At 44.9% G+C, this 26128-nt stretch carries 23 protein-coding genes and 1 pseudogene; all 24 read right to left on the reverse strand.

What is annotated here, in order from left to right; genetic code table 11:
- Nucleotide 1 precedes the first annotated feature (1 nt).
- The 24 genes and pseudogenes from PHR44_06915 to asnB (PHR44_07030) all read right to left on the reverse strand — a co-directional run bounded on the left by PHR44_06915 (nt 2) and on the right by asnB (PHR44_07030) (nt 26122).
- Nucleotides 2-1846: a hypothetical protein gene (locus PHR44_06915; protein ID MDD4910386.1), complete on the reverse strand. Its 1845-nt coding sequence runs from the start codon at nt 1844-1846 to the stop codon at nt 2-4.
- Between the two features lie 25 nt (nt 1847-1871).
- Nucleotides 1872-3242, reverse strand: coding sequence for a glycosyltransferase (locus tag PHR44_06920; protein MDD4910387.1), 1371 nt, complete (start codon nt 3240-3242; stop codon nt 1872-1874).
- Nucleotides 3243-3244: 2 nt separating this feature from the next.
- On the reverse strand, nt 3245-3955 hold the full coding sequence (locus PHR44_06925) for an N-acetylneuraminate synthase family protein (protein ID MDD4910388.1): 711 nt from the start codon (nt 3953-3955) through the stop codon (nt 3245-3247).
- The gene (gene asnB / locus PHR44_06930) at nt 3946-5799 is read right to left on the reverse strand and encodes an asparagine synthase (glutamine-hydrolyzing) (GenBank protein MDD4910389.1); all 1854 of its coding nucleotides are present in this window, start codon (nt 5797-5799) and stop codon (nt 3946-3948) included. Before asnB (PHR44_06930) ends, PHR44_06925 begins: the two co-directional genes overlap by 10 nt.
- 24 nt (nt 5800-5823) lie before the next feature.
- Entirely contained in the window at nt 5824-6546 is a 723-nt protein-coding gene (locus tag PHR44_06935; protein ID MDD4910390.1) for an NTP transferase domain-containing protein, read from the reverse strand.
- 2 nt (nt 6547-6548) lie between these two features.
- Nucleotides 6549-7802 carry a DUF4910 domain-containing protein gene (locus tag PHR44_06940; protein MDD4910391.1) on the reverse strand — a complete coding sequence of 418 codons (1254 nt, stop codon included), beginning with the start codon at nt 7800-7802 and terminating at the stop codon, nt 6549-6551.
- Between the two features lie 69 nt (nt 7803-7871).
- A pseudogene (locus PHR44_06945) lies at nt 7872-8612 on the reverse strand (AAC(3) family N-acetyltransferase).
- Nucleotides 8605-9321 carry an SDR family NAD(P)-dependent oxidoreductase gene (locus tag PHR44_06950; protein ID MDD4910392.1) on the reverse strand — a complete coding sequence of 239 codons (717 nt, stop codon included), beginning with the start codon at nt 9319-9321 and terminating at the stop codon, nt 8605-8607. The pseudogene PHR44_06945 and the gene PHR44_06950 overlap by 8 nt, the downstream one beginning before the upstream one ends.
- Nucleotides 9311-9736, reverse strand: a complete 426-nt coding sequence (locus PHR44_06955; protein MDD4910393.1) for a MaoC family dehydratase — start codon at nt 9734-9736, stop codon at nt 9311-9313. Before PHR44_06955 ends, PHR44_06950 begins: the two co-directional genes overlap by 11 nt.
- The gene (locus tag PHR44_06960) at nt 9711-9950 is read right to left on the reverse strand and encodes an acyl carrier protein (GenBank protein ID MDD4910394.1); all 240 of its coding nucleotides are present in this window, start codon (nt 9948-9950) and stop codon (nt 9711-9713) included. The genes PHR44_06955 and PHR44_06960 overlap by 26 nt, the downstream gene beginning before the upstream one ends.
- Nucleotides 9947-11737: an HAD-IIIC family phosphatase gene (locus tag PHR44_06965; GenBank protein ID MDD4910395.1), complete on the reverse strand. Its 1791-nt coding sequence runs from the start codon at nt 11735-11737 to the stop codon at nt 9947-9949. Before PHR44_06965 ends, PHR44_06960 begins: the two co-directional genes overlap by 4 nt.
- 4 nt (nt 11738-11741) lie before the next feature.
- A complete protein-coding gene (locus PHR44_06970) occupies nt 11742-12419 on the reverse strand; it encodes a class I SAM-dependent methyltransferase (GenBank protein MDD4910396.1) in 678 nt (225 codons plus the stop codon).
- Between the two features lie 34 nt (nt 12420-12453).
- Nucleotides 12454-13020 carry a winged helix-turn-helix transcriptional regulator gene (locus PHR44_06975; GenBank protein ID MDD4910397.1) on the reverse strand — a complete coding sequence of 189 codons (567 nt, stop codon included), beginning with the start codon at nt 13018-13020 and terminating at the stop codon, nt 12454-12456.
- 92 nt (nt 13021-13112) lie between these two features.
- On the reverse strand, nt 13113-14405 hold the full coding sequence (locus tag PHR44_06980; protein ID MDD4910398.1) for a glycosyltransferase family 39 protein: 1293 nt from the start codon (nt 14403-14405) through the stop codon (nt 13113-13115).
- On the reverse strand, nt 14383-15144 hold the full coding sequence (locus PHR44_06985; GenBank protein ID MDD4910399.1) for a glycosyltransferase family 2 protein: 762 nt from the start codon (nt 15142-15144) through the stop codon (nt 14383-14385). The genes PHR44_06980 and PHR44_06985 overlap by 23 nt, the downstream gene beginning before the upstream one ends.
- A gap of 145 nt (nt 15145-15289) precedes the next feature.
- Complete coding sequence (locus tag PHR44_06990; GenBank protein MDD4910400.1) at nt 15290-16537, reverse strand: glycosyltransferase family 39 protein; 1248 nt, start codon at nt 16535-16537, stop codon at nt 15290-15292.
- Nucleotides 16495-17205 carry a glycosyltransferase family 2 protein gene (locus PHR44_06995; protein MDD4910401.1) on the reverse strand — a complete coding sequence of 237 codons (711 nt, stop codon included), beginning with the start codon at nt 17203-17205 and terminating at the stop codon, nt 16495-16497. Before PHR44_06995 ends, PHR44_06990 begins: the two co-directional genes overlap by 43 nt.
- On the reverse strand, nt 17186-17899 hold the full coding sequence (locus PHR44_07000; GenBank protein MDD4910402.1) for a hypothetical protein: 714 nt from the start codon (nt 17897-17899) through the stop codon (nt 17186-17188). The genes PHR44_06995 and PHR44_07000 overlap by 20 nt, the downstream gene beginning before the upstream one ends.
- Nucleotides 17900-19795, reverse strand: coding sequence for an asparagine synthase (glutamine-hydrolyzing) (gene asnB / locus PHR44_07005; GenBank protein ID MDD4910403.1), 1896 nt, complete (start codon nt 19793-19795; stop codon nt 17900-17902).
- Between the two features lies 1 nt (nt 19796).
- Nucleotides 19797-20891 (reverse strand): glycosyltransferase family 4 protein, encoded by a 1095-nt coding sequence (locus PHR44_07010; GenBank protein MDD4910404.1) that lies wholly within the window; start codon nt 20889-20891, stop codon nt 19797-19799.
- Complete coding sequence (locus PHR44_07015; protein ID MDD4910405.1) at nt 20888-22123, reverse strand: glycosyltransferase family 4 protein; 1236 nt, start codon at nt 22121-22123, stop codon at nt 20888-20890. Before PHR44_07015 ends, PHR44_07010 begins: the two co-directional genes overlap by 4 nt.
- Nucleotides 22107-23606 carry a hypothetical protein gene (locus PHR44_07020; GenBank protein MDD4910406.1) on the reverse strand — a complete coding sequence of 500 codons (1500 nt, stop codon included), beginning with the start codon at nt 23604-23606 and terminating at the stop codon, nt 22107-22109. The genes PHR44_07015 and PHR44_07020 overlap by 17 nt, the downstream gene beginning before the upstream one ends.
- A gap of 4 nt (nt 23607-23610) precedes the next feature.
- Nucleotides 23611-24195: a class I SAM-dependent methyltransferase gene (locus PHR44_07025; protein ID MDD4910407.1), complete on the reverse strand. Its 585-nt coding sequence runs from the start codon at nt 24193-24195 to the stop codon at nt 23611-23613.
- Nucleotides 24196-24211: 16 nt separating this feature from the next.
- Entirely contained in the window at nt 24212-26122 is a 1911-nt protein-coding gene (gene asnB / locus PHR44_07030; GenBank protein MDD4910408.1) for an asparagine synthase (glutamine-hydrolyzing), read from the reverse strand.
- Nucleotides 26123-26128: the final 6 nt, after the last annotated feature.

Below are 26128 nucleotides of genomic sequence, written 5' to 3' on the forward strand. Positions count from 1 at the left end.
GTTACTCCATATTGGCTATTTTATCTGCCCCCCAACTCTGGGCATACCTGCTGTTGGCATATTGTATCGCCTCTTCCCTTCCCTCGCCGGCATCGAAGCTTTCCAACAGCCAGCGCATATAGACCCCCATTCTCTGCCCTCCCTTTCCATCGCAAAAGGGATCCAATCTATCCATAAAACTGGACCAATCACCCAGGCCGGGGTTGAGCCCTCTATCGGCTTTATATGCCTTTAACGACTCCATTAATAAGTCCAAGTTATTAAATATTATAGCATTGTATCCCCATTCATAAAATTCGTGGCTTTTAAGATTTGTTATATCATAATGGATTCCCCTGCATCCGGCAATAACGGACTCCATAAGCGCCGAAGAAATACCGATACCTACGGCCATATCCGCGCCACGAGATGCCTCAGCCGGAAACCTCCCGGTTTCATCGGCTATCCTTATGCAGCGTCCGGTTTTGACAGCACTGCCCAATAAAGGCGCTATCGAAGTTAACCTGTCAATCGCCCGCGGCTTTTTCGGCTTGATTATCAATCCTACGGCTGGATCATCAATGACCCATTGTAAGAATGCCCTGTAGAATTCTGCCATCCCCTTTTCTGAGAATTGATTATCCGGACCGGAGACGTTATCAAATAACGCGATTACAAAATTAGCCCCTCTGGACCTTGATATACCGGAGTAATGACCGGCCCGGGCAATTTGAAGAATATTATTTGGATAGCCGCTCACGACAAGTGTCCCGATTATTTCATGATTTGAGACTAAATAACCCTTTGACCTCTGATTCCAGGTAAATAATATGTGCCGGGGACAACGGTCAGAGATCCATTTACGCTGGAACAACTCTGATCTCTGCTTGCCGACCAAAACGCCGTTTGTATCCTTAATAATATCAAACGCTATTGCCTGCGCAAAGCTTTCAGGACATACCTCTTCGGGAATATAGTTTATCTTGATGTTAAACTCTTCGTAAAAACAGCGCCAGTAGTGGACGGCCCACAATAACTTATTGGCCTGTGCGGTCAGCCATTTTTCCGCATTACTTTGGCCGGACTTATTTCTTATAAACAGTCCGCTCTCCGGTTTCGGAGGATGCCAGCAAACAGAACGCCCTTCAGCCACATTCCTCTCTATAGCCACCCACCTAAAGCCCTTATTCCGTATCTCCTGAACTATATCTCTGCTTATTAACTTTCCGCGGCGAAAACGAACAGAGGTAGCATGGCGAGAGTCCAGATATATCATAATCCTCTCCGGACTGATCCCGCTTTCGTAATACCAGTTCAGGTCGGTTCTTCTCTCCGCATCAATCCCTTCGGTATAGTGGCAGGCGATCATGGCATTATCGCTGCGCCCTATTGGCGCAGGGGTCCTGCGAATACACCTTAATGACTCTAAGATTGATTTTATGCGCTGCCTGCAGCGTATATTTACCTGTCTAAATGTCAAACCCGGGAACATTAACGCAAACCGCAAAGGATGCAATAATTCTATCGGGGCATCCTTGAATTCCCATACCTGCTTCAGCAAAGAGGAACAACCTTCTTCGGGCACGAAGACAATGGAATCATTTACACTTATCGGCCTTCCATTACGTTTATACCATTCAATCAGACACGCCTGCCTTATAAATGGATATATCTCCGTTCTCAAGCAGGACCTGAAATAACCTATCAAGTAGTCGCTTGGAAACCTCTCCTGCAGCTGCTTATAAACAGAGGAAGCCGTAAGCAGGCCTGTAATCTCCTCAACATATTCAAACGTCTTTCCCATTGTCTCATATTTTAAGACAGCGCCATTGCCGTCTCTCATTTCGCCTAATTCATACTTTAACATAACCGCCGCTTCCCTCTTGCAATAATTATACCTGCCTCAAACTGCGCCTTGCCAACATCCCGGCAATTTCATAGTCCCTCTTAGCGCGGATAAAAAATGCCTCTTCCCTGGGGACAATAAAGTAAGATATCTTCCCGCCTGATAGATTCCCGGTTTCTAAATTGTTGTTTTTTATCGCTGTGGCCGTAAATGTCCTGGCGTAAACCACGTCAAACTCTGACTTCATTTTCTCCTTAGGGCCTATTGGCGTCAAGCCGTGGATGGCCCTCATATACAGGTCGTCCTCTACCTCCCGCACGCCAAAAACGGAATCGGTATTGTTCAGAACAAGCGTGTAGATAGCCTCTTCCAGCGTAGCCCTTGAAGTAAAAGGGGTCTGAATATACGAAAGAATGCTTATACCGGTATAACCGATCTTTAGCGATTTGACAATCCGCTCTAAGGTATATGAAATTGAACGCGATGATATTGTGCTTTCCTTGCTGCGCTCCACAAAACAGAGACGCCGGTCCCCATATCTTGAAATCTCCCTGTGGACAACTTTATTATCCGATGTAACAACGATCTTATCAAAAATATCTGAAGACAGGCAGGTCTCCATGGCAATACCCAGAAGCGTCTTGCCGTTAAGCTTCTTATTCCAGAGATCAGGATAAATATCGTAATTTCTACGGCAGGGTATGACCGCGATTATCGGCCTGAATTTATCCAGATTGACGGCACAGGCGTCCTTCTTGATTATCCTTCTGGCGCTCAGTATCCGGACATGGTCCTGAGTAAGGTTTTTCCCGTGCCTTCTGTAATAAAATAACGGGAGATTAATGCCGGCGCATTTATATTCACGCAAGATCCTCATCCATAGGTCAAACCCGTCCTGTGCGTCTAAATCCTCTCTATAACCACCTAACTTTCTCAGCGCGCTTCTCCTGATCATAGTACATGCCCCGTTCGGCGGGGCATCCAGGGAATGAGCGGAATGGTGGATGGACTGTTTTCCCTCATATCTGATAATCTCTCCATATTCGTCAACTAAGAAATAACCCGGGGAAACAAGGGCGACATCTGGAAATAGATCCAGGTAATTACCCATAACCAATAAGATGTTCTCATCCAACACATCATCGGCATCCAGGCGCATGATATATTCGCCCCTTGACTGCTTCAGTGCAAAATTCGCAACCTGCGCAAGCCTCGTATCCTTAGAGTGAAAAACCCTGATTCGTTTATCGCCCTTATATAGATCCATAATATCTTTTGTATTGTCTGAGGAATTAACATCTATCAGGATCAATTCCCAGTTATCCACAGTTTGACGCAAAACGCTTTCTATCGCCTCCTGCAGATACCTGCCATAATTATGTGACGGGATATAAACGCTTATTTTTGTTTTATTCATGATTAAAATAACTCCTCTAGGTCGTCCCTGAAATAATTAAGCGTTCTAAGCTCATCCGGATCCATGCTGCAAGCGTGGTCCGGCCCAAACATGTCCCTATTCAGGGTAAAGTGTTTCTCGATAATCTTAGCCCCACGGGATAAGGCAGCGATTGCGCACGACAGCCCTTTAGTATGGTCGCTCAACCCCGCGTATTTCATGAAATCCACGCTGCCGAGTTTAACCTCTGAGAAGGGGGCCGGATATTTAGGGATACAGTAAAGAAAATCTACCCCCGCCTCATTATCGATACGGGGGAAACCCTCACCCTTCCACATCCCCAAAGAAACCAAGAGGGGTTTTCCGGTACGACACAGGCAATCAAGCAAATCTTTATTATAAATAGAGCGCGAAGCCACCTTGTAACGCCTCACCCCGATGTCCTCCAGCCAGGCAACGCGTTCTGTATCAAATACGGAGGCAAAAAATTCAATACCCGCCTTTTTACATTCTCCGGAAAGCATGATTACCTGTTCCCGCGACAGCTCTGTTCTACGGTTATAGTCAAACCAGGGGTTGTTTTCCACGGAAAACAGCTCTCGCGCATTATACAGTTGGAATTTAACGGCATCCGCACCGTTCTTTTTAGCGGAACCGATCATATCGCAGGCAAGCCGCATATCGCCGTTATGATTCTGCCCTATCTCGGCAATAATTTCTGATTTCAATTGCATAGTTCCAACCAGTGGTTTAACATTATATACGTAAAAATTGTGTGGCCGTTTAGCCGGACATCATCAAGCATCATTTCTCTCGCCTTAACCAGGCTGCCTTCATGAATTATCCCCTGTTTATATAGTGCTGAATCGCGGGAGAAGGCCTCTTCAATCATAAAGGACCATTTATCTTTAAGCCAATGATCTATTGGAACGTTAAAGCCGTGCTTTGGACGGGATATGATCTCATCCGGTAGAATATCTTCAAACGATTTTCGCAGAGCCCACTTTAAGACGCCCCCCCTTATCAAATGGTGATACTGTAATTTCTCAGCGTGAGAAAGCACGCTTGGGGCCACAAACGGAGCGCGGCCTTCAACGGAATAAGCCATAGTCATACGGTCCACCTTACTCAACATTTCATTGGGGAGGTAAAATATCCTGTCCTGCCTTATGTAATCAATGCCCTGCCATTCACTATGCGGGTTAAATTCATGGAAGAAACGCAGAGATGAACCTGCGCCGTCAAAAATATCCTGTGAAAACAACTGCCTCTTTTCACCTTCTGAGGCGTAATAATGCCAGGCCCATGCCCTCTCCTGCGGGCTATAAAATCTTAAAACGGCCATCCTTTCATCAAGGGACATTCCGAGATTCTGAAATGAAATACTTTGCCCGCCCGGGGCGTCCGGCCCCGCAATGCCGATACCTTCCGGTATGTGGCTGTACCAGGAATATCCGCCAAAATTTTCGTCTGCGCCGTCTCCGGACAACAAGACCTTAATCCCTGCATCCCTGGCAGCTTTCGCTATCGCCAACAGCCCCAGACCGGAAGAGACGGAAAATGGCTGATCGGCGTATCTGCAGAAATCATCCAGTGACTTTAAGAACGTGTCGGCAGCCACCCTGATAGTACAATGACGGGTACCTAATTGCCTTGCGTAGGCCTCAGCATAAGATGATTCATCTGTGTGCCCGTGATAAGGATCGGCTAAATTTTCGAACCCTATGGTAAAAGTGGTCAGGCCGTCTAAATGGCGCGCCGCAAGCGCAACTACAATTGAGCTGTCCAGTCCTCCGCTCAAGAATGCCCCCACGGGAACATCCGAAAGCAAACGGCTGACTACGGCCTCCTCCACCACCCTTCTTGTTTCAGAGATTATAGAATCATCATTACAAACTATGGCATTTCTATTAAACTTATTGCCATAGCGTCTTATTCTTATTCCGGAATCATCTGCGATAAGTATATGCCCTGGAGGCAGTGACTGGATCGAACTATAAATCGTCTGCGGCTCGGGAATCCAGAGAAAAGTAGGCAAGTCCCAAATCGCCTGGTAATTCAAATCCAGGTCCAGATCCGGGAATAATTTAACACTCCTGACCTGAGAGGAAAAGACGATCTCCCTGTCTGATATCTTTGAAAAATATAACGGCTTCTCTCCGGGTATGTCTCTTGCCAAAATCAATTTCTTCTCACGCTCCACCCAAAGCGCCGCAGCGAACATGCCGTCTAACCTCTCAAACAATCCGTCTCCATATTCATCGTAGAGATGACAAATAACCTCGCCGTCTGAAGACGTACGGAATCTATATCCTTTCGCCTCAAGCTCCCTTCTTAATTCAGGTGAATTATAAATCTCGCCATTATACAAAAGCACTACGGATTTATCGGCGTTAAAAAGCGGCTGGTTCCCTGTCTTCAGATCGTTTATCATGAGCCTTCTCATACCGGCATGATAATCTCCCGATGCATAGAACCCTGCGGCATCGGGCCCTCTGTTATAGAGCGCCTTGATCATCGCCTCCAGCACCGAACGGTCAACTGGCCTGGTTACTTTATAACCCGCAATGCCACACATACACTCAGAATCCCCTATACGTCACTACGCCCGCAGATACCTCGCTCTATTGCGCAATATATTCAAGACATCTCTAGAGGTAAAAGCAAACTTATCTTGTAATTCGCCGATAATTGAGCTGACCATCGGCAGGTCTTCCGGAAAATCTACTGTGAGCCGCGTCTGCCTGGCAGATTCCGGGTTTAACTCCGCGTCTATAAATCTGGTTAAGAATTCATCTTTGTTCTCAATAATGAATCTTGTAACATGCTCCAGATCCTCTTTAACATTGGTTGATTTAGCCGCCTTCTTAAGCGCCCGCAGAGCAACTGCCTCTGAATAAAACCCGCTGGCGCAGGTCTCCCTGTCGGGTGAAATATAATCCAGCTTATCCTCAATCAACGCATTCAACATTGACTCCATTAAAGAAATATCCACAAGAGGGGTATCGCCGCAGACCCGAGCGATATAATCCGCGCCTATTGAATCTGCTGCCAGGACATATCTCTCCAAGACGTTATCCAAACTGCCCCTCATCACAGGGATATTATTATCCCTGCAGTAAACATATAACTCGTTATCAGATTTATCATGCGATGTGGCGACTAAAATATTTCCTATTGATGAGCTTTTGCATCTTCTATATATATATTCAATGAGCGGCATGCCGGCAAGGCGGGATATGGTCTTCTTAGGAAACCTGCGGGATGACATCCTCGCCTGTATAATAATCGCACACCTGTTTATCTCATTACATCCGACAACCATAATCAAACCGCAGTTATCAGGCCGCTTTCCGTCAATTTTTCTATGACCGAATACAATTCCCAGATTGGAATATTTGTTTTATTGCTGATATCTATAATATCATTTACTCCATCAGCATAGGCAATAAAATCCATCATCTTTTTTACCTTATCTGCGGAATATTTCTTGCTGATCGTCGGATACAACCCTCTTCTTCCCAGTTGCGGCTCCCCCAGGCAATTTATTTTATATCTGCGGTTCTCTTCAATAAGCTTAAGGCACTCCCTTAATACTTCATAAGAGCCGGATAAACCTTCCGCGGTAACAAAATCAAGATTATCCAGCGAAGTATGATATCCAGGATATACGCCGTATTTACTTCTAAGCAGACAACAAACCGGAAGATCAACACCGGGAGCATTATACTGACGCTCATCACTGCCCCTGTCGAGGAAAGAATATCTTATGAAATCAGGGTGTTTAAATGACAGAATGTTTAACGCCACCCTGTCGGCATAGGTATCGCCCTTACGCGTAGGGACATAAGAATATCTTCCGTTATCACCAACGCATGATATATTAAATCCGGCGATCACATTCTTTTGCATCACCTCCAGGTTCCTGCTCAAATAAACGATAGAGCCTATTGTCTCGGGAATGAATATGATGCGATAGGTGTATCGTCTGGGCCTGCTCATGATCCACCTGGCTAAATATGCAGCTACTACGACGCCGGACAATCCGTCGTTCGCCAGAGAGGGATGGCATATATACGCAGAAATGAAGACCTCTTTTGCCGATTCTCCCGGTATGATAAGTTCGCCGTAAGTCAAAGATCCTTCCTTCAGTTCGCTGTCAATAAAAATCCGGTATATGCCATCTTTAAGATTCCTCCTCACGTCTTCGGAAACACAGAAACCCCATCTTTCTTTATAATATGAAGTCACGTACGGTATGGCCTCGGGGCGGTCTGGGAAAGAAAACAGGTGACCCTGTAGTTCCGGAAGGGTCAGCATTTTATCGACGGCTACGGAATATCCCATTATATGAAGATTATTCTTCTTAAAATCAATCACCCTGACATCGTTCTCATCCATAACATACGCGTCTTTTATGTTCCATTCTTTAGGCACTACCCAATCAAATGCCCCTGTCCCGGTCGGAACCTCATAAGTCCTTAAGGGGATATATTCCTGAAGAATCCTCAGGCTTTCCCTTACCCCGTTTCCCGTTATGCTTCTGCACAGGGGGAAAAGTCGTTTTAGCATAGAATACATCTCCTTACCGTAATCTTTCAATAATACTCTGATATTCTCTTTAAACCCGCCGCTTATTGCCCGATAGGCATCCTTTGCCCCAACAACTCTGATTTGCGAATAACCAAGCCGTACCTTCTCTAATACGCCGTTACATTCCAGAAAATCAGATATTTTTTCCAAGTCGTAATGCACGTCTGAATCCTGAAATCTCACATTATAATCAAAGGCGCATTCCTTGCTTTCCCCATTAATCAACATACGTCCTTTAAATCTTTTTATGTAGCGGTAAGGCACATTATGCGCCTGTTCCACGAAGTGCATGTAGGTAATGTCAAAGGTGCCGCCGATGAACAGTATCTTAAAATCATCAAGATAGATTTTATGGAATATGGACCCTTCCCCAAAACAATCACACCCTATATCTTTATAGAGGTCTTTGTCCTGCCCCCATATCGCCACAGAAAATATCGGTTCGGCCGTCCTTGTTACCCCATCCATCCTTCTGAAACGCTCCGTAAGAATACCGACGGATGACGGCGTATTATCCGGATCGTAATCCTGTCCACGGCAAAAAGAATATGAGAAGACAGGCATTATTATCGTACCCTTATCGCCGACTACATCCTTCAAGGCATCAATAAAAGTGCCGGTATACGCCTCTTTCGTAATCTGCGGGTTTATCTTGCCGAACGTCTTCAGGTCTGAATGCACGAATACTCTGTCGCCTTTTTTGAGCCCGGCGCTTTTGAAAGAGCCGATTACATCTTCATAATGGTATTTCTTTCCTTCGTGCTCAAATAGATAATCGGGGATTCTCGTATCAGACATATTTCAGGACATCCTCTCTATTATTAATAACCACGTCCTGCTGTGTAAACAGGACAGGTTGCTGAATCATCCTTTTAATAAGCCTGGCTAGGTCTTCCGGCTGAATAAAGGTCTTACCCGGAAGTTTCGCCCTCTCAATATCCAGTAACTTATTAGGAAATACGGAGATAAGGTCCGTTTCCACAAAAGACGGCGACAGCGTTATTATCCTTACATCATCCCCTCTTAATTCAGCCCGTACACATTTTATGAATCCCTTAAGCGCATATTTAGACGTAATGTACGCGGACATCCTGGCAGGCGGGACACCTTCAGCGGCTGTTGACAGCATGGTTACAATGAGGCCTCTGTTCTGCTTAATATAAGGCAGGGCATGTTTTATTATATTAATTCCCCCTAAGGCATCAACCTTAAGCGCATCCAGGTAATCGTTATAACCAAGTTTATCAAAAGGCAACAGTTTTAGCCCGGATGTCACGGCATTAACCACGCAATCCACCCTTCCTTCCGAATCAATTACCGTCCGTATAAAGGACTCTACGCTTGCCTCCTTTGATACATCGCAATTTTCAAACCTGACGTTGTCCAACTCTGTTTTATCCTCATAAAAAGTAGCATATACCGTCATATCTGCCGACAGCAGTTTGCATATCGCACTACCGATCCCTCCGGAACCGCCAAAAACAGCCACAATCCTCTTATCCGTCATATAGCACCCTCACCTTGGCCTCTCCGGTAACAACCTTCTGTTCTCCACGCGCTATCTCCGTTCTTAAGGTCATTACCCTTATCGCATCGTTTTTTCCCGTTATTTCTCCCCGCACAGCAACCTCTTCGCCGCAAAATACGGGATGCTTGAAATTAAGGGTCTGACTCAGGTAAAGGCCGTATTTACCGGGGCAATGCATACCTATCAATCTTGAAAACAGGCCGGCCAAAAGCATACCGTGGACTATCCTTCTCTCAAAACCATTGTCGCGCGCAAATTCATCATCCATATGGATAGGATTGAAATCTCCACTAAGGCCGACAAAGTAATCAACATCTGATAATGTGATGACCTTTTTAAAGCTAAAGGTGTCCCCTATTTTGAAATCGCTATATTTCACTTTCATGAATACCATGCCTTATCAGCTGCCTTTTGATGTCGGCAACGCATTTTACACCAGTTACTTCCTCCATGGTAAATGAGATGCTGTAACTGCTTTCCAGCTCAGAAACGATAAGAAGGGCGTTAAAAGAATCCCAGGACTCAACCTTTGCCGGAGAGGTCTCGTCACCGATACTCTCTTCCGGGATGTTCAGCACCTTGGATAATATTCTTTTTAATCTGCTCATTTTCCTCCATCTGCTACTTTAATAAATTCATGATGTTTGGCGTTATAGGGAGGCGTCAAGACCCAGATAGACCTTCCGCCTTCCTCGCCCTCCAACTTAAAACCACTTTCCCGATAGAAATTCTTGGCTGCGCTGTTCTTTCTGGAGGAGATAAACTCTCCCACTATCCTTTCCGCGCCTGCCTGCCTTGCCTTCTCTACGATATATGCGAGCATGGAATCTTCAATTTTTCTTCCAATGATCCTGCAACTCAACAGGAAGGTATCGATCAGCCACTCAGTATCCCTCTTTTTCACTATAGCAGCCCCTGTTATTCCGCTCTCTCCGAACTTGTCTTTCACGTCTACACAAAACAGTAAAACGCTGCTATCCTCTGAAAATCTCCCGATGTCCTCTTCCGAATATCTTTTTGCCGTCATATTGAACTGATTTGTCTTCTGCGTAAGCTGCGAAATCCTCGCAATATTAAAATGGTTGGGGCATTGAATCGTCACAAGCAATTCTAACCCGCGTAGATACTCCGTAATGTCGGTAAAATGCTTTTTATACCGCCTTCTTTCTGTATGGGCAACGTACATCCTGCCCCTCTGCCTGTCCTCTTCGGTTATTTGCAGCACATTCAGATCATTTATCTCCTCAAGCGTCTTTAAATACAGTGCTGGGTCTTCAGGCAAATCAACAACCAGTACCTCCGGCAAGGCATCGCTCATTATTTCCCTGTTCAGTTTATCGTCATCTATATATATAAGGCTATCCAGCCCTATGTTTATTTCCTCAGCGATGGCTCTCATATTTGATACCTTATCATCCCAATTTATCTGCATTGTTACAAAGTGTTCTTCCTTGAGGACCATATACGGATGGTCCCTCATCGCCTTCAATGCGTCATCATAATTGTTCTGGCTGTTTATAGCCAGTATTACGCCTCGATTAAAGAAAGAAAGAAGGCGCTTTTGCAGTTCCAGAAACGGCCTCCCTTCCGGAGTAGGGCCCAATTTGATCCCCTCCAGACCATCCTCCCCGATAACTCCGCCCCACAGCACATTATCAAGGTCTAATACTATGCATTTTCTTACAATGGAAGCCATGGGTTTTATGTATGACAAATACCCGTCGCACAGCTCCGGCAGGTATTGTAAATCTAATTTTATGTCTCCTAGATAATACAATTTGTGGTCAACGATCTCTTTCTTCCCAAGCATTGAACAAAAAGAATTGTAATCAAAGACAAATACGCGGCTATCGCCCTTGAAGGTGTCCCTCAAATTGATATTAAGCGCCTCTACGGACTCTACAAAACCGAATTCCTGCTTGTTTTCCAGTATGCCCAGGGGAGAGCACAGCGGCAGATCAAAATTGTGCAATAAAATATTGGAGGAAGACCTCTCTTTTATTATGTGCGTCAGGGATTGTATCTCTTCCAATGTTTCCTCAACCCATCTCTTTCTGCGGTCAGCGGAAACCTGATAAGGCAACAAATAACGCTCCCCCATAACCGTCCTGATATCGGTAAAGATAATTGTTATCTCGGGATTGAAGCCATAGAGGCCGCTATCTTTATCTAAGATTTCCTGCGCGTACCGGTTATATCCCGCAACGTATATTTCAGGATAGATCCCTGACTGCCAGCATTTTACGAACAGGATCTCTTTTATGCCGTTGATAGTAAAGCTCGGCAGTATGGCGATTCTGATATTCTTCTTGTTATGCGTGCCGCCGCCTTCAATCTCTTTCTTTATTGTTCTGTACAAACTGAAATAATCTGCTAATCCTTTGCTATCGGACATGCCATCATCTCTCTGTCTTTTGGGATAAGAATGCGCAAAGCATGGTCTTTGATCTTCCCCTGAGAAAAGGGGGCGCGAATTTGTTCAGTCCCGTAAAAGGAAGAATACGCCCATAAAGAAATTGTAGCCCTTCGGGCAACCTCCATATATATGGCGATTTATTTACCGTCCACAGGCCAACGAACGCTTTCTTAAAATCAAAAGAATCCATCAGCCAGACAATATTTCTGGGATTATAGGGCCTTACGTGAGTATGGTCATCAAAAAAACCGAACTTAACCTGGTCAATGTTAGGAGTTATAATGACAACAATGCCGTTATTTACCAGGACCCTTTTTATCTCACCTAATAGGTTTGAGGGGTCGCTTATATGCTCCAGAACGGAATATAGGAAGGCGATATCAAATTGTCCGTCTTCGTAAGGAAGCTTATCATGTTCAAAATTGACATCGTCGTTTATATCAATTCCCGCCGCCTCAATACCCGCCCTTTGACAACATTTAACAAAACTGCCGTCCCCTTGCCCCACATCAAGTATCTTCCCCCGAAACTTACGGTGAAGGACAAAATCAAAGAAAATCTCCATCGTAGAGAAGACCCTCTGATTCAAAGACATATTGTCGCCTTTGGCCTTCTCTTTGATCCATTTCTTATGATAAATGACCTTCAAATCCCGGCTCACTTCAGACCCCCCCGGCCTATTTAGCGCTGTTAGATTAGGTCTGGATAACCAGACTTTCTTCTTCTGTATCCTTATTACTGCCTCTTTGTGAAGCTAGGGCGTTGCTCAGCAATCCCGAGTTAAATAAGTCAAACAGATTCTGTGCCTTCTCTTTAATACCCTTGAGCTCTACCAGCCGCTGCTTGAAGATCTTTGCCGACTCCTCATCTCCATTATTGCCATCCGGGCCGGCCGACTCAAACACACTGTCTGCTGAACCTATCATATCTTCCACTTCTGATAAGCGGCCCTGCACTAATGACCTCACTCTTTCCATGATCACCTTATAAATATCACTCTCAGCCTCATAATAGTCCTTCCTTGAACCCCTCATCCAGACCCTCTTTACCGCCCCGTATCTTTCAAGCGCCCGTATATTAACGCTGACGCTCCCCTTGCTGATCTTCAGGGCCTCTGCCATCTCATCAAGAGACATTACCCTGCCGTTAAGATAAAGAAGCGCGTAAAGCTGTGCCATTATATTATTCAGCCCAAATTTACTGCATATCTGGTTTATCTTATTCATGAAAACATTCTGCGCCTGCGTCAACTTATCTTCCATAATATTCTCCTTTATATTGTTCATTTAGAACGTTTAGAATGTTCTAAATATAGCACATAACTGCCCTACTGTCAAATACTTACTTCTCTGATTTATACTTTGTTTGTTAGTTCTCTCCGCCATAGGCCTAAGGCGGATAGCAGGAAAAACAAGGGCATAACTGCAAGGCGGTAACGTATCATTGCGGGGATAAAGGAGTGCAGGACAACAAAAGAAATAATAAATACGGCGACTAAGAGCGCCGGCTCACTTCTCTTTCTTATGGCGGTGTAAATCCCTATTAAGAAAAACGGCAGCATTGCGGCGTATAATATCATGTCATTTACGCGGCAGAAATAAACCGGTAGATTATTCCAGGCCAGATTACCTGTCTTGCCTATAACCCGCTCATTCGGATAGCCTACCCTCCACATATTCCAGAGGGTCGCGGGAACCGCCCTCAAGAAATGCCCGGGGTGGCTTTTGATAAACTGGACTGCATGTTTCATATAGGCCCTGCCCTGCAAGTATTCGGTAAGCACGTGTGACTCTGTTGGGTTAATCTTTAATTCTGATAATAACGCATCGATACCGGGATAATCCTCGCTGATAAATCCGGGGTCTCTTTTATAGAGCGCGAAGTCCCGGCTGTGGGCGTTATAAAGCAAAAGGGCATGATATCCGCCGTTTGTGCTGGTCAGAAAAAAACGGCCTGACCGCAGATAATTTCTCATACCCCAGGGCGCCAGGATCAAGGCCGCCCCCACCGCAAAGGCAAACGCCCCCCTGAACGACTTCTTCTGCTTAAGAAATATGAAGAGATATAAAGGAATGACCGGCAGGACAACCGACTTTATAAGGGAGGCCGCGCCCGCGCTCAGGCCCGCCCAAAACCCGCTGCCCGCGTAATGGCCGCTGTTAAACCATCTGATAAGGGCATGGATAAACAAAAGGATCAGGAAAACCATCAATGTTTCTCTCATCAGGGTGCCCGCGCTATACCAAAAGGGATAATAAAATATGGAGAACACATACGCGGTCATAGCCGCCTTCCGCGAACCGATCTGCCTACCAATGCCATAGACAAGCAGCGTTGAAAAAGCGCTTATCATCGCCTGAATGTATAAGACAAGAGTTAGATCGTCTCCGAACACGCTGAAAATCCCGGCTAAAAATAAAGGATATACGGGCGGTTTGTCTGCGGTCGGCTGCGGATTCAGATAAGAGCCGCGCTGTAAACTTTTCGCCAGATTAACATAGTCGGCCCTATTGCCCACAAGGTTCTCATAGGGATCATATCGCGCGTCGTGCGCCATTACCACCACTGTAGATATGCGGACCACGCAGGCAACAATAAAAAGCAGCAATATTATTAAATTAAGGTTATACCTGTATTTTTTTTCCATCGGGATTAAATATCGGGAATTTGGCTATTTTGGATCTCTGCAGCGATAACTTTAAGGCAGTTGCTATTACACCAATACCGTAAACAATGCTCCTTCTAAAATTAATAGAAGATGAATCCTTGCTGTACATTGAGGGGGAGCTTATCTCCCCTATCCTGCAACCAAAATATATCGCCTGCGCCAGGATCTGGTTATCAAACACAAAATCATCCGAGTTTTCCAGTATAGGCAGCATCAGAAGAACCTCTCTGGTAAAGGCGCGGAAACCGGTATGATATTCAGAGAGCTTAGCGCCCAAAAATACATTTTCTATGAAGGTAAGCGCCCTATTGGAGATATATTTGTATAGAGGCATGCCTCCTTTCAAGGCATATCCTCCCAATATGCGGGAACCCAACACTATATCAAACATACCCGAGGTCAATAAACCGGCCATTGCGGGTATAAGCTTGGGAGAATATTGATAATCCGGATGCAGCATTATGATGATATCGGCATTCCGCCTTAAGGCCTCTGCATAGCAGGTCTTTTGATTGGAGCCATAACCTCTGTTTTCACCGTGCACATAAACATCCAGGTTCAATTTCTTTACCGTCTCCACGGTGTCATCCTGGCTGTGGTCATCAACAACGAGGACCTCATCTACTATATCTTTCGGGATCTCCCTGTATGTCTTCTCTATCGTCATGCCGGCATTATATGCCGGCATAACTACAACGATCTTCTTATTCATTAACATATCATTACCCCGCCGGAATTCCCCTGATGTATTTCTCTAATATCCCCGCGACAAACCCATGCCCATAAGGTGCCCTCTTCGTTAATCTTGAAAATGTTGGAATATATGTTATCCTGAATGTCATTTACTTTGAAATATTGAATAATTACCGAGTCTTTCTACGCAGATTCACAAGTTGGAAGAAAATATGGATACCGTATGCCGATATCATCATTGTCAATGGCTCTATCATCCAGCGATGCCTTATCTCTATATAAAAAATGCTGTTGGCAAGCGATACTGTCATAAAGAAAAGAAACAGAAAAACAAGAGGGGCGGGATCTATGTTATTCCTTCTGATAAAGTATATCCCGATCAGGAAGAATGACGACATAACGCCGTATAAAATCTGATACGGCAGAAGCCATTCTCCCGGGTAAAGCACGCCTGTCTGCGGCGCGAAAGACCAAAAGTAGATGAATTTCTTAACAGTATTCTTAAAAAACAGCGCGGGATCATTCTTAATGTATCTTAATGCCTCGGATTTAAATAGATCGCGCTGCCCTATCTCATCGAGGCCTGAAAGCCTTCTCTGAAAATCTGCTCCCGACAGCTCAATCATGTTCCTGCCGTCTATATCTAATGATGTCCCTGAGGAAAGAGGGCTATTGCCTCTCCAGAGATGTTCCGCGGAGGTCGTAGTCACAAAGATAAAACGATCATAGATCTTATACCCGCGATATACCCAGGGAGATATGCAGACCACAACAGATAAAACTATCGTCAAGGACCTGGCAATGATCCTGGATAAATGCTCTCTCTTCACAAGAAGATAGACAGCATAACACGGGATAATAAAAATCATGGTGGGGCGCAATAATACCCCTAACCCTGTCAAAATACTCGCGGCGAAAAAATGTCCGGGTTTATGGACACAACAAGTCAACAGATACATGATAATGACAATAAAGAGCACCACTAATGACAACTCATGAATTTTTGTAGCATAGACAATAAGCCCGGGATGAAGACAATATAACAACCCGGCAATTGTTGCCGTCTTCTCATTAAACAGGTATTTCGCTAAATTGAACAGCGGGATAATAACCAGGGAAGCTACGGCGGCTTGCACCAACTCCAATATAAAATAATTGGAGTTGGTAAGGTAATGGATCAATAATTCAAAATAAACATAAAGAGGCGATGAGCCGAAAAAGTAATGGTCTGTCCCCAGGTAATTAAATACATGCCCTTTACCTGAAAGGATATTCAGCGCCATCACATCGTATTCCCATGCCTCAGGGTTAATGTGACGGCCTAAAATCAATATGGCCGCGACCCGCGGAATGAAGGCCAAAACCGCCAGAATGGCTATTTTCCCGGGTATATCTTTTCTGATTTTGATAATCTCCATATCCCTTTGACCGTTCTAATTATATCCCATAACCTCACTTTGGATTTACCTTGCATCCGGCGAAAATGAGAGACCGGGACCTCTTTAACACGTAAACCAAGCTTATGCATCTTGACAAAAATCTCCAGATTTACCACATAATCCTTAGATGTAATCTGGACTTTATCAAAAATCCTCTTATGAAAAAGCTTAAAGGCGCAATTAATATCTTTTACGGAAACCTTAAAGATTCTGCGCGCGATCATGCCGTATATGGCGGCTGTAATCTTTCTGAGAACGGGGTCGGACCGCTTCTCCCTGTACCCTACTACCGCTTCATAATCGTCAATATATTCAAGCAGGCCGCTTAACTCCCTCATATCAAACTGCATATCGGCATCGGAGAAGAACACAAGGTCAAAAGAGGCGCTTTTAATCCCGTCCCTTAAGGCATAACCATATCCTTCATTTTTCTTTTTAGATATAACCTTGACTTTATCGAATTCATTTTGCAGTTCATGGCAGATCTTGGCAGTTGAATCCGTAGAGCCGTCATTTACAATGATTATCTCAAAAGACCTCAGTATTCTATTGAGTGTATTATGGGCATTGCTGACGCAGGCCCTGATATTGCCTTCTTCGTTGTATGCCGGAAATATAACCGAGGCCTTATTCACGACTTTTTCCATTGCCCGCCCATTTTTGTATCTGATACTTCAACCGGTTCATCGGCGATTGAATATTGGCCCTTGTGAATCCCACGCTCTCCGGATATGGAAAGTTGCGGAAAAGTTCCGAATAATCCAGGCCTGGCAGCTCCTTTAAATATACAATATTACAATCAAGAGATTTTAATGTATCGATATCCGCGATGTTGCCGTTACCGTCCTTAAAATAAACTCCGCGGTATGGGTCAAATACGCGCCATTTATTATCCAATTTGACAAAGGACAAAGCAATCCTCCTTGGGCCCACCCCCATAAAGAATGCGTCAAGATTGAGATAATTACAGAGCGTGGTAAAAACATCCGATGCCTGATCCGATGCGCCGTAGCCCCTTACAATAATATGCCAGACATGGTCGTCTATGACAGGGAGCCCTTCCGGAACCTTCAGAATATTATTATACGTCCATTCGAATAATCTAAGGGCTTTTTCTTTATCGCTATATGCATCCCCGGCCACCCTGTCGGCTAACCACTTATAATTATAATGCCTGTCATAAAAATCCAGGATTTTAAGATACAACGGGACCTTAATAAGTTTTACCTCTCCATTAATCCCCTGTTTACTGCCGACCTTTATATTAAGAAAGATAAACAGGCATATAAGAATAATGGAGAAAGCGGTAAGAATAATTAACTTTGATTTATATTTCCTCATCTAATCTATGAATTGACGATGCCAAAGCTCAAGCATCAGCAAAGACCAGAGTTGAAATGCGTAATCTTTTTTCTGATTAATATGCGCGTCAACCATATCTTTAATCGCTTCTGGCCTGAAATACCCTCTTTTAAATGACGACGGAGATAACAACGTCTCCTTAAGAAACCTCTTCAGCTCTCCCCTGAACCATTTTCCCACCGGCAGGCCGAAGCCCATCTTACTCCTATGGATGTTTTCCCGGGGGATCACGCCGCCTATCGCCTTCTTTAATATGTATTTTTTAGTAAATCTTCTTATTTTGTATTGCTCCGGTAATTTAGCCGCAAACTCCATTAGTTTATGATCCAGGAACGGCGAACGCGCCTCTAAAGAATTTGCCATGCTTGCTATATCCATCTTAACAAGAAGATCTTCGGGAAGATAGGTATTGACATCGGCCATCAACAGCCTGTCGATGAACCCCGCGCTGTTGGCGCCGCCTATATATGACTCGATTAATTTGATGGGGTTGTCGGTCCTGACCATATTTAGAAAATCATCTGAACAGGTTGTTTTTTTCAGGCCATCATCAAATACGCTTACCCAGCGCAGGTAGCGCCTGCCGGCAGATAACGGCGCCGCATCAAGAAACCGCCTGATCCGCCTTATTTTATTTTTATGGCTTAGTGAGTCCGGCAGGAAAGCGGCTACCGCCCCGACCGCATATTTAACGGCTCCCGGCATTGCCTGATAGGCCTGCGCTGCCAGCATTGCCTGATAGCGTTCATAACCCGCGAAGGACTCATCCCCCCCGTCTCCGCTCAGGGCAACGGTAACATACTGCCTTGTATCCCGGGAGACATAATACGTCGGGATACAGGAAGAATCGGCATACGGCTCGCCGTACCGCTCCACCAGCAACGGCAGCACATCCAACGCCTTCGGTTTCACAATGAATTCGTTGTGATCGGTAGAAAATCGCTCCGCGATGCGCCTGGCGTATTTTAGTTCATCGTAATCCCCTTCTTCAAAACCGACGGAGAATGTCTTGACCTTCCTGTCCGACAATTGACTCATTAAGGCCACAACCGTGCTGGAATCTATCCCCCCGCTTAAAAACGCCCCTAACGGAACATCGCTGCGCAGCCTTATATCTACCGCCTCCCTGAGAAGCCTTATGACTTCATCCTGAGCGTCTTCTTCGGATATGCTGATCTTCTCTGAATAGTCGAGCTGCCAATACCGCTTAATCCGCATATCGTTATCCCTTAAGGTAAGAATGTGTGCCGGCGGCAGTTTAAAAACATCCTTATACACCGTCAAAGGGGACGGTATATAGCCAAAGGTCAGGTAGTAATTGATCGCCTCATAATTAACTTCCCTTGTTATCATCCCGCTCTCCAGAATAGAGCGAAATTCAGAGGCAAAACAGAATCTTCCGTTCTTATTGTAATAAAGCAACGGCTTCTTGCCCAGACGGTCTCTGGCCAGCAAAAGCTGCCTGCGGCTGTTATCCCATATCGCAAAAGCAAACATACCGCGCAGGTACCGCACGCAATCCTCGCCGTACTCCTCATATAAATACAAAAGGCTCTCGGTGTCTGACTGCGACCTGAATCTATACCCTTTCTTCTCTAACGCGGCCCTTAACTCTCTATAATTATAAATCTCTCCGTTAAAAACAGTCCAAACGGTTCCACTTTCATTTGACATTGGCTGATGCCCCGTGGATGAAAGGTCAATAATGCTAAGCCGCCTGTGCCCCAGGCCCAGAGAGACCTTGTCTCCGTTATTTATGAATATACCGGCATCATCCGGCCCTCTATGCCGCATTGCATCGCGCATCTTCTCCAGGACCGGCCTGTCCACGCCTTCCCCTGCATTATATTTTATAATTCCGCAAATACCGCACATCTTAATGAACCTGAAACCCCTCTCCCCCCGGCATAGCCCCTCGTATTATCTTGATAAATTTGGGTGCGTTAACCTTAACCGAATATCTCTCTTCGGCTGTTCTTCTTGCCTGCATTCCGATTTTCCCGCGAAGCTCCGGGCCCTCAATCAGCAAAGAAAGCTTCTCAATCCATTCGGCGTCGGTATCTGCCAGGAAACCATTCTCTCCGTCATTTATTATCGCTTTATTGACGCCTACCGGAGAACAAACGCAGGGTATACCCATGCCCATATATAGAATTGCCTTAAAACCGCACTTACCCCTCGTCCATTTGTTATCCGGCATCGGCATGATCCCTATATCAAATGTCTTCAGGTCTTCCCTCTCTTCCGACAAGGACCATTCCTTGCTCTGAATATTAGAGAGGCCGCCTATAGAAAAGTGGCCGCCTACTATTTTAAACTTGAGATTATTAAATTTTCCGGAAAGATAAATGAAGACATCTTCCAACATCTCAAGAAAACTTACGGTAGTAATGCTTCCCATCCATCCTATAACCAATTCATTGCTGTAATCCTTATGTCGCGGATAATACTTATCCGTATCAATGGGCGTAGGGATCACGGAGACGGCGTTGCTATAACGCAGGGAAAAATCAGCCAGATAATTATTGCCGGCTATCACATGCCGGCTGAGTTTGATTATTTTAGATACCTTGTTCGGCCTTTTAAATCTCTCAATGAAATAATTGGGTCTGCTGCTTGCGGGCAGGAATATCGCATCGTCAAAATCAAAGATTATGCTTTTCCCCAGGAATGACAAGATCGTCTCAAAAAACATGCCGCCGATCGGATAGGCCTCCCTGTGAATAAAAATGATCCCGTATTGAAAAATAAATATTAAATCCCTGATCCGGGAGAAAGTCCCCAATAAAAAATAATAGAGTTTTCTGAAATAATAGCCCTCTTTGTAAAGCAGGCTATACGCTTTACTGCTCCAGAACGGATGTAAGTCATATTTTATCCCGGCAGACTTAAGATAAGGCAGGTATTGCTCTATCCTGTATCTGTTGCTTGCTCCTTCCGAAGGATAAGGCGACCAGAATAATATCTTCACGCCTTTAATAACTCCCGATAAATCCTTATATACCTCTCGGTACCCTGCTCTAAGGAAAAATACTTCTCCGCTGCCGCTCTGCATCTCTGTCTTAGAACATCGGCCTTTCCCAACAGCCCCTGCATACTGTTAACTGCCCTGGCATATTCAAAGGAGTTGAAGCCGGAGATAACGCTCCCAACCCACTCTTCTTCAATTATACGGTCCATATCCCCGATCCCTTCGTTAATAACCACTGGAAGGCCGCATGCTAAATACTCTCCCACTTTTGTAGGGCAGCATCCTTTACGGGAATAGCCCGGCTTATAGAATGCCAGGCCGACGTCCGCGTTATTTAAGTATCCCGGCACATCTTCGTGCTCGGCCCGAGTTATCGTTATATGCGCCGGATCCAGGTCCTTTTCCCTGGCCTTTGATTCCGCCAGTGCGCGTTGCCTTGTGAGGATCAACAAATGCGCGTTATTAATAATACGCCTGGCCGTACGGAAGAAATCATAGATCCCGTCTGTCTCATACCATACGCCTAAGCTGCCAACATAGATAAACACAAATTTGCCGTTTAATGCCTCTTTCAAACGCCGCTCTATGCCTGCGTTATTGCCGCGATTAAATGCCTTCAAATCTGCTGACGTGGGAATAACAGATATGCCGGAATCCCCCTTTTTCCAGTATCTGAATGAGCGGATTTCATCCTTCGCGCTTTCTGACAGGGTCACTACCATATCGGCGTTAAGCAGGAATTCTTTCTCAAAATATTTAGCGGCCCTGTATAAAAGACGGCATTTCCAGATGCCCCCTTCAACCCTTTCGTCGGCCCAGAAACCCCTCATATCAAATATGAACCGCGTCTTAAGGCACTTTTTCAGAAAAAGCCCTATTAAGGCAGGCACGTAACTTCTGGCGTGCACAATGCCGATTTTATACCGCCTGATCAGCCCGATACTGACAACGATACCTGAAAATACATCAAAAATCGTAGATAAAATTTTCGGGCTTTTGTGATACCTGAGGCTTTTCCACTGTATTCCGGAGTCCAAGATAACCTGTCTAAGCCGGCCGGCCATCAACTTATCGGCCATTAATTCCGGTTTCTCGTAAGTCAGGGCGGCGATCTTAAAATCTCCCTTATTTTCCTTCATTATGCCCGATATATAAGACAGCGCCTGCGACCGGCCTAGATATTCGGTAAAACCGTCATAGGAAATAAACAGGATATTACTGATTTTTCTCATAAATAATATTTCCCCGGCCGCCTCCCAACAAGTGATTAATGCCTATGGCCGCAAACATAAGTAAAAAAACTGCTGCCGTATCCCTATGCCTGAATACAGTCCCTATATTCCCTTCGGCGAGGGCGTATGCGCTCAATATGATAAATGTAAACAACAGAGGGAGCAGCACGTTGCCGTACCTGTATCTCAACGCGATAATGATCCCGATAACAATAAATGGAAATAATATATAAAATAGAGTTGCCTGCATTAAACCCAGCAATCCGGAGGTATTACGGAGAACCGAAAACGGAAAAGGAGAAAATAGGACATAGCTTAGGCCCTTAAAATAAGAAAATGCCAGATCAGGATATGAAATGCTTAGCTTTGAATTATAATATTTCTCGGGATATATCTTGTAGGCGGTATATGCCGCGTCCAACTGATTTTCCTGACGATTGATCAACATCCGGGTAAAATGATCATAGCGTTCTTTAATATTGGATTCATACGGATGAAAATAAAGTATTCCCGCGCAGATCAAGATCGTCATACAGGATAGAACGCGTTTATTGAACAGCAGGATCCTTTCTAAGAGAAACGATATCAACAAAAGGGAAAGCAGATGCGGCCTGGATAACTCCAGGAAGGTAAATGAAAGCTTCATAACCGCGATATATGCCAAGAACGCGATGATGCCTTTGTTAAAGGTAAATTTGGCCTTCCATCTCCCGGCAAATCTTGACAGGCAGAATAGGGAAGAAAACAACAATAATATAATATAATTAGAATATGCCAGGATCAGCAGCAACGCCATAAACCACAGCGTATTCATGTTCTCCTTGAGATACATTAAATAAATGAAGATATTCAATACAACGAGGAATATCAGAAGTGACTCTTTCAACCCTGTTGTCGACCATAACAATACTGAAGGCCAGAATAAAGTCAGTATTAAGGCTATTTTTGCCGCCCTTAACGAAAAGGATCTTCTTACCAATATAAACAGGAGAATGCCGGTAAGGACCGAAAGCAAACTATTTATTAATTTTATGATTACGGGATTGTACCCAAAAACCGAATAGATAAATCCGATATATCTGACAAATATATCGGTCCTGTAACCTATACCCGGCAATAAACCCTGATATGCGTCGCGCATGTTATTTACCCAGTCAACCTCATTATTATCTATGTTCAACGCCGGTTTTTGAGTAATTACCTCTGCTATATATTGCCCGCTTGCCGAATATGCCCGCGCATCCCCTATAAAATCGGCGCCCTTTTGCGTACCCCAGACAGCATAATAATGGAAAAACGACAGGATGAACCTCAGGGACAAAGCCAATATACAGACCTTTATAATAAACCGCCTGTCTGCGGTATCGCCTGAAAACCGGCTAAACAGCCTCAGCATCAATATCGCCAGTATCACAATAAATAATGTGGCCGGAGAGAAAAACGACCATACCCCGAGAAAAACGGCTGATAATAAGGCCTTCATAGCGCTATGGTTTTTTGGGCCCGCAGATTATTACGTTCATTTTATTCATTCCGAAATTCAAGTTATAATACCTGAGGATATTCAGCTTCCAGGAAATAAGTTTGCACTGCCCATCAAGCGTCCTGATAAACTGCCCCCGATCCAATGATCTAAGCATCATACTGACGGGATTCCTCGTTTCTACGGCGGGGTCGATTATGACTATCCTGTCTCTCGCGGTCATATTAACTTTCTCTAACAGGCCTGATGCCGCGTCGTCGGAAAAATGATGCAGGACGCCGATCAGCAGAACAATATCGAAATGCTCCGGGATGAATTCAAAATCATTTATGTCTGAAACCAGAAAACGCTTTAATCTATCTCCCTTAAACCTGCCGCGCGCATACTTTATATATCCTTCATTTATATCAAATCCAATATACTCCCCTTTGGCCAAATCGGCAAAGTTTCCGGTGCCGCAACATATATCCAGGGTCCTCTGGCCGGCATTCAGGCCAAGCCGTTCAGAAAGCAGGGACTTGACCTTTTTAATGTTAAAAATCGTCAAGGCGCTTAACTGATAACCATAGGGATTGTCCAGTATATTCATCTTCCTCTGTTGCCGACTAATCCAAAAACCGTTCCTTCCATAATTCAAACATAAATAATGCCCAGATCAATTTCCTGTTGTCCTTCCTGCGCTCAAAATGTTCCTTCAGCATTTGCTTAATATATGAGTAGTTAAACAGGCCGGCATTTTTAATTCTGTCTTCGCTCAGGAAATCACAGATTATCTGCCGCAGCTCATTATGTATCCATCTTGCCACCGGTATACCAAAGCCCTTCTTTCCGCGATTGATAATCTTTGGCGGCAATATCTTTCTCGCAAGAAGCAGCTTTCTGAAATTTAGTTTGGTATGCGGATATCTGAATTTCAAGGTAAATTTGAGGCTATTCACAAATTCGACTAAATCATTGTCCAGAAACGGCGAACGCACCTCTAAAGAATTCGCCATGCTGGCGCGGTCAACCTTGGTCAGAATGTCATCCTGAAGATATAACCGCATATCGGAAAACAGTATCTTCAGATGATTGTCGGCATGCCTTTCATCTGATCCTGCCAACTCCTCAAAATTCTCAGACAACGGCTCCAGCCCATCCCTGCCTGCCAGGCCGTTTCTTACGGAAGGCAGAAACAGGACCAGCTTCTGCGCGGGAGAGAATGCCCCCATCCATATTTGATGCCTGACATCCGCGGGGAAGCCGACTCCGGATATAAATTTCTTTACCTTAAAATCAAGGCTGAAGTTATTGAAGGAAACCGGCAATCTACCGCCTACGGCCTCTAATATCCTTTTTCTTATAAAATAAGGCAGTTTCAGGTATATTTTATCGGCAAAATGATGGGCGATATGAGTCGGATACCCGGCAAACAGCTCGTCTCCTCCGTCGCCGCCCAGCGCTACCGTAACGTGTTGCCTGGTGAATCTTGAAAGAATATAGGTCGGCAAGAGCGACGCGTCGGCAAAGGGCTCATCAATAATGTCATAAATATCGGGGATGATCTCCAGGCAGTCTTTCGCGCTGAATTTCATCTGATAATGCTCCGACTTTATATGATCAGCCGCGAGTTCCGCGTATGGCGACTCATCAAATGTCTTGTCATCAAAACTGACGGAAAATGTCTTCATCCTGTTGCCCAGTGGCCTGGCGGCAAAGGCCGCGATAGCCGAAGAATCTATGCCTCCGCTTAAAAATATACCTAAGGGGACATCTGAGATCAAATGCCTGTTTACCGCCTTATCCAACAGGTCAAAAAGCCTCTCTGATGCCTCAACTTCATCAATATTATCCCTCCACCCCAAACGTATATTCCAGTATCTCTCAAGCGACACCTTCCCGCCCTGCACAACCATCAGATGAGAGGCGGGAAGCTTGCTTATGTCTTTAAAAATGCTCTTGGGGGCCGGCACGTATTCAAATGTCAAATATTCGTTCAAAGAATTTTGATCCAGCTCTCTTGATACCGAAGGGTGCTTTAGAAGAGATTTTATTTCAGACGCAAAGAGCAATTGCCCGTTTTTGAATCTGTAGTACAGGGGCTTTTGCCCCATTCTATCGCGGGCCAGAAAGAGCCTTTTTTCCGCGCTGTCCCATATGCAGAAGGCGAACATCCCGTTAAGTTTATCGACACAGCGAATACCCTCTTCCTCGTAAAGATGGACGATGACCTCTGTATCGCTTTTTGTGTAAAATCTATGCCCTTTCTTTATCAATCCCTCCCTCAACTCTAAAAAGTTATATATTTCACCGTTAAATACTATCCATATCCTGTTGTTCTCGTTGTGGATCGGCTGACGGCCTGTTTGCAGGTCTATGATCTCCAGGCGCCTCATTGCCAGCCCTACGTTCCCCTGAACGAATTCTCCCGCATCGTCAGGGCCGCGATGAACAAGCGCGTCTCTCATCTTTATCAATATATCTGAAGATACCTGCCTGCTCTCATCAACATTAAATATACCGCAAATACCGCACATATACGG

The organism is Candidatus Omnitrophota bacterium (genome assembly GCA_028707125.1).
GTDB lineage: Bacteria > Omnitrophota > Gorgyraeia > Gygaellales > JAQTUX01 > JAQTUX01.

Excerpts from the sequence above, each read along its gene's own strand:
- PHR44_06940 (MDD4910391.1), bottom strand. The coding sequence starts at position 7,802 with ATGTATTCTATGCTAAAACGACTTTTCCCCCTGTGCAGAAGCATAACG.
- PHR44_06990 (MDD4910400.1), bottom strand. The coding sequence starts at position 16,537 with ATGGAGATTATCAAAATCAGAAAAGATATACCCGGGAAAATAGCCATT.
- PHR44_07025 (MDD4910407.1), bottom strand. The coding sequence starts at position 24,195 with ATGAATATACTGGACAATCCCTATGGTTATCAGTTAAGCGCCTTGACG.
- PHR44_06925 (MDD4910388.1), bottom strand. The coding sequence starts at position 3,955 with ATGCAATTGAAATCAGAAATTATTGCCGAGATAGGGCAGAATCATAAC.
- asnB (MDD4910403.1), bottom strand. The coding sequence starts at position 19,795 with ATGTGCGGTATTTGCGGAATTATAAAATATAATGCAGGGGAAGGCGTG.
- PHR44_06975 (MDD4910397.1), bottom strand. The coding sequence starts at position 13,020 with ATGGAAGATAAGTTGACGCAGGCGCAGAATGTTTTCATGAATAAGATA.
- PHR44_07000 (MDD4910402.1), bottom strand. The coding sequence starts at position 17,899 with ATGAGGAAATATAAATCAAAGTTAATTATTCTTACCGCTTTCTCCATT.
- PHR44_06920 (MDD4910387.1), bottom strand. The coding sequence starts at position 3,242 with ATGAATAAAACAAAAATAAGCGTTTATATCCCGTCACATAATTATGGC.
- asnB (MDD4910408.1), bottom strand. The coding sequence starts at position 26,122 with ATGTGCGGTATTTGCGGTATATTTAATGTTGATGAGAGCAGGCAGGTA.
- PHR44_06980 (MDD4910398.1), bottom strand. The coding sequence starts at position 14,405 with ATGGAAAAAAAATACAGGTATAACCTTAATTTAATAATATTGCTGCTT.
- asnB (MDD4910389.1), bottom strand. The coding sequence starts at position 5,799 with ATGTGTGGCATTGCGGGTTATAAAGTAACCAGGCCAGTTGACCGTTCG.
- PHR44_06950 (MDD4910392.1), bottom strand. The coding sequence starts at position 9,321 with ATGACGGATAAGAGGATTGTGGCTGTTTTTGGCGGTTCCGGAGGGATC.
- PHR44_07015 (MDD4910405.1), bottom strand. The coding sequence starts at position 22,123 with ATGAGAAAAATCAGTAATATCCTGTTTATTTCCTATGACGGTTTTACC.
- PHR44_06955 (MDD4910393.1), bottom strand. The coding sequence starts at position 9,736 with ATGGTATTCATGAAAGTGAAATATAGCGATTTCAAAATAGGGGACACC.
- PHR44_06985 (MDD4910399.1), bottom strand. The coding sequence starts at position 15,144 with ATGTTAATGAATAAGAAGATCGTTGTAGTTATGCCGGCATATAATGCC.
- PHR44_06935 (MDD4910390.1), bottom strand. The coding sequence starts at position 6,546 with ATGGTTGTCGGATGTAATGAGATAAACAGGTGTGCGATTATTATACAG.
- PHR44_06965 (MDD4910395.1), bottom strand. The coding sequence starts at position 11,737 with ATGTCCGATAGCAAAGGATTAGCAGATTATTTCAGTTTGTACAGAACA.
- PHR44_06960 (MDD4910394.1), bottom strand. The coding sequence starts at position 9,950 with ATGAGCAGATTAAAAAGAATATTATCCAAGGTGCTGAACATCCCGGAA.
- PHR44_06915 (MDD4910386.1), bottom strand. The coding sequence starts at position 1,846 with ATGTTAAAGTATGAATTAGGCGAAATGAGAGACGGCAATGGCGCTGTC.
- PHR44_06995 (MDD4910401.1), bottom strand. The coding sequence starts at position 17,205 with ATGGAAAAAGTCGTGAATAAGGCCTCGGTTATATTTCCGGCATACAAC.
- PHR44_07020 (MDD4910406.1), bottom strand. The coding sequence starts at position 23,606 with ATGAAGGCCTTATTATCAGCCGTTTTTCTCGGGGTATGGTCGTTTTTC.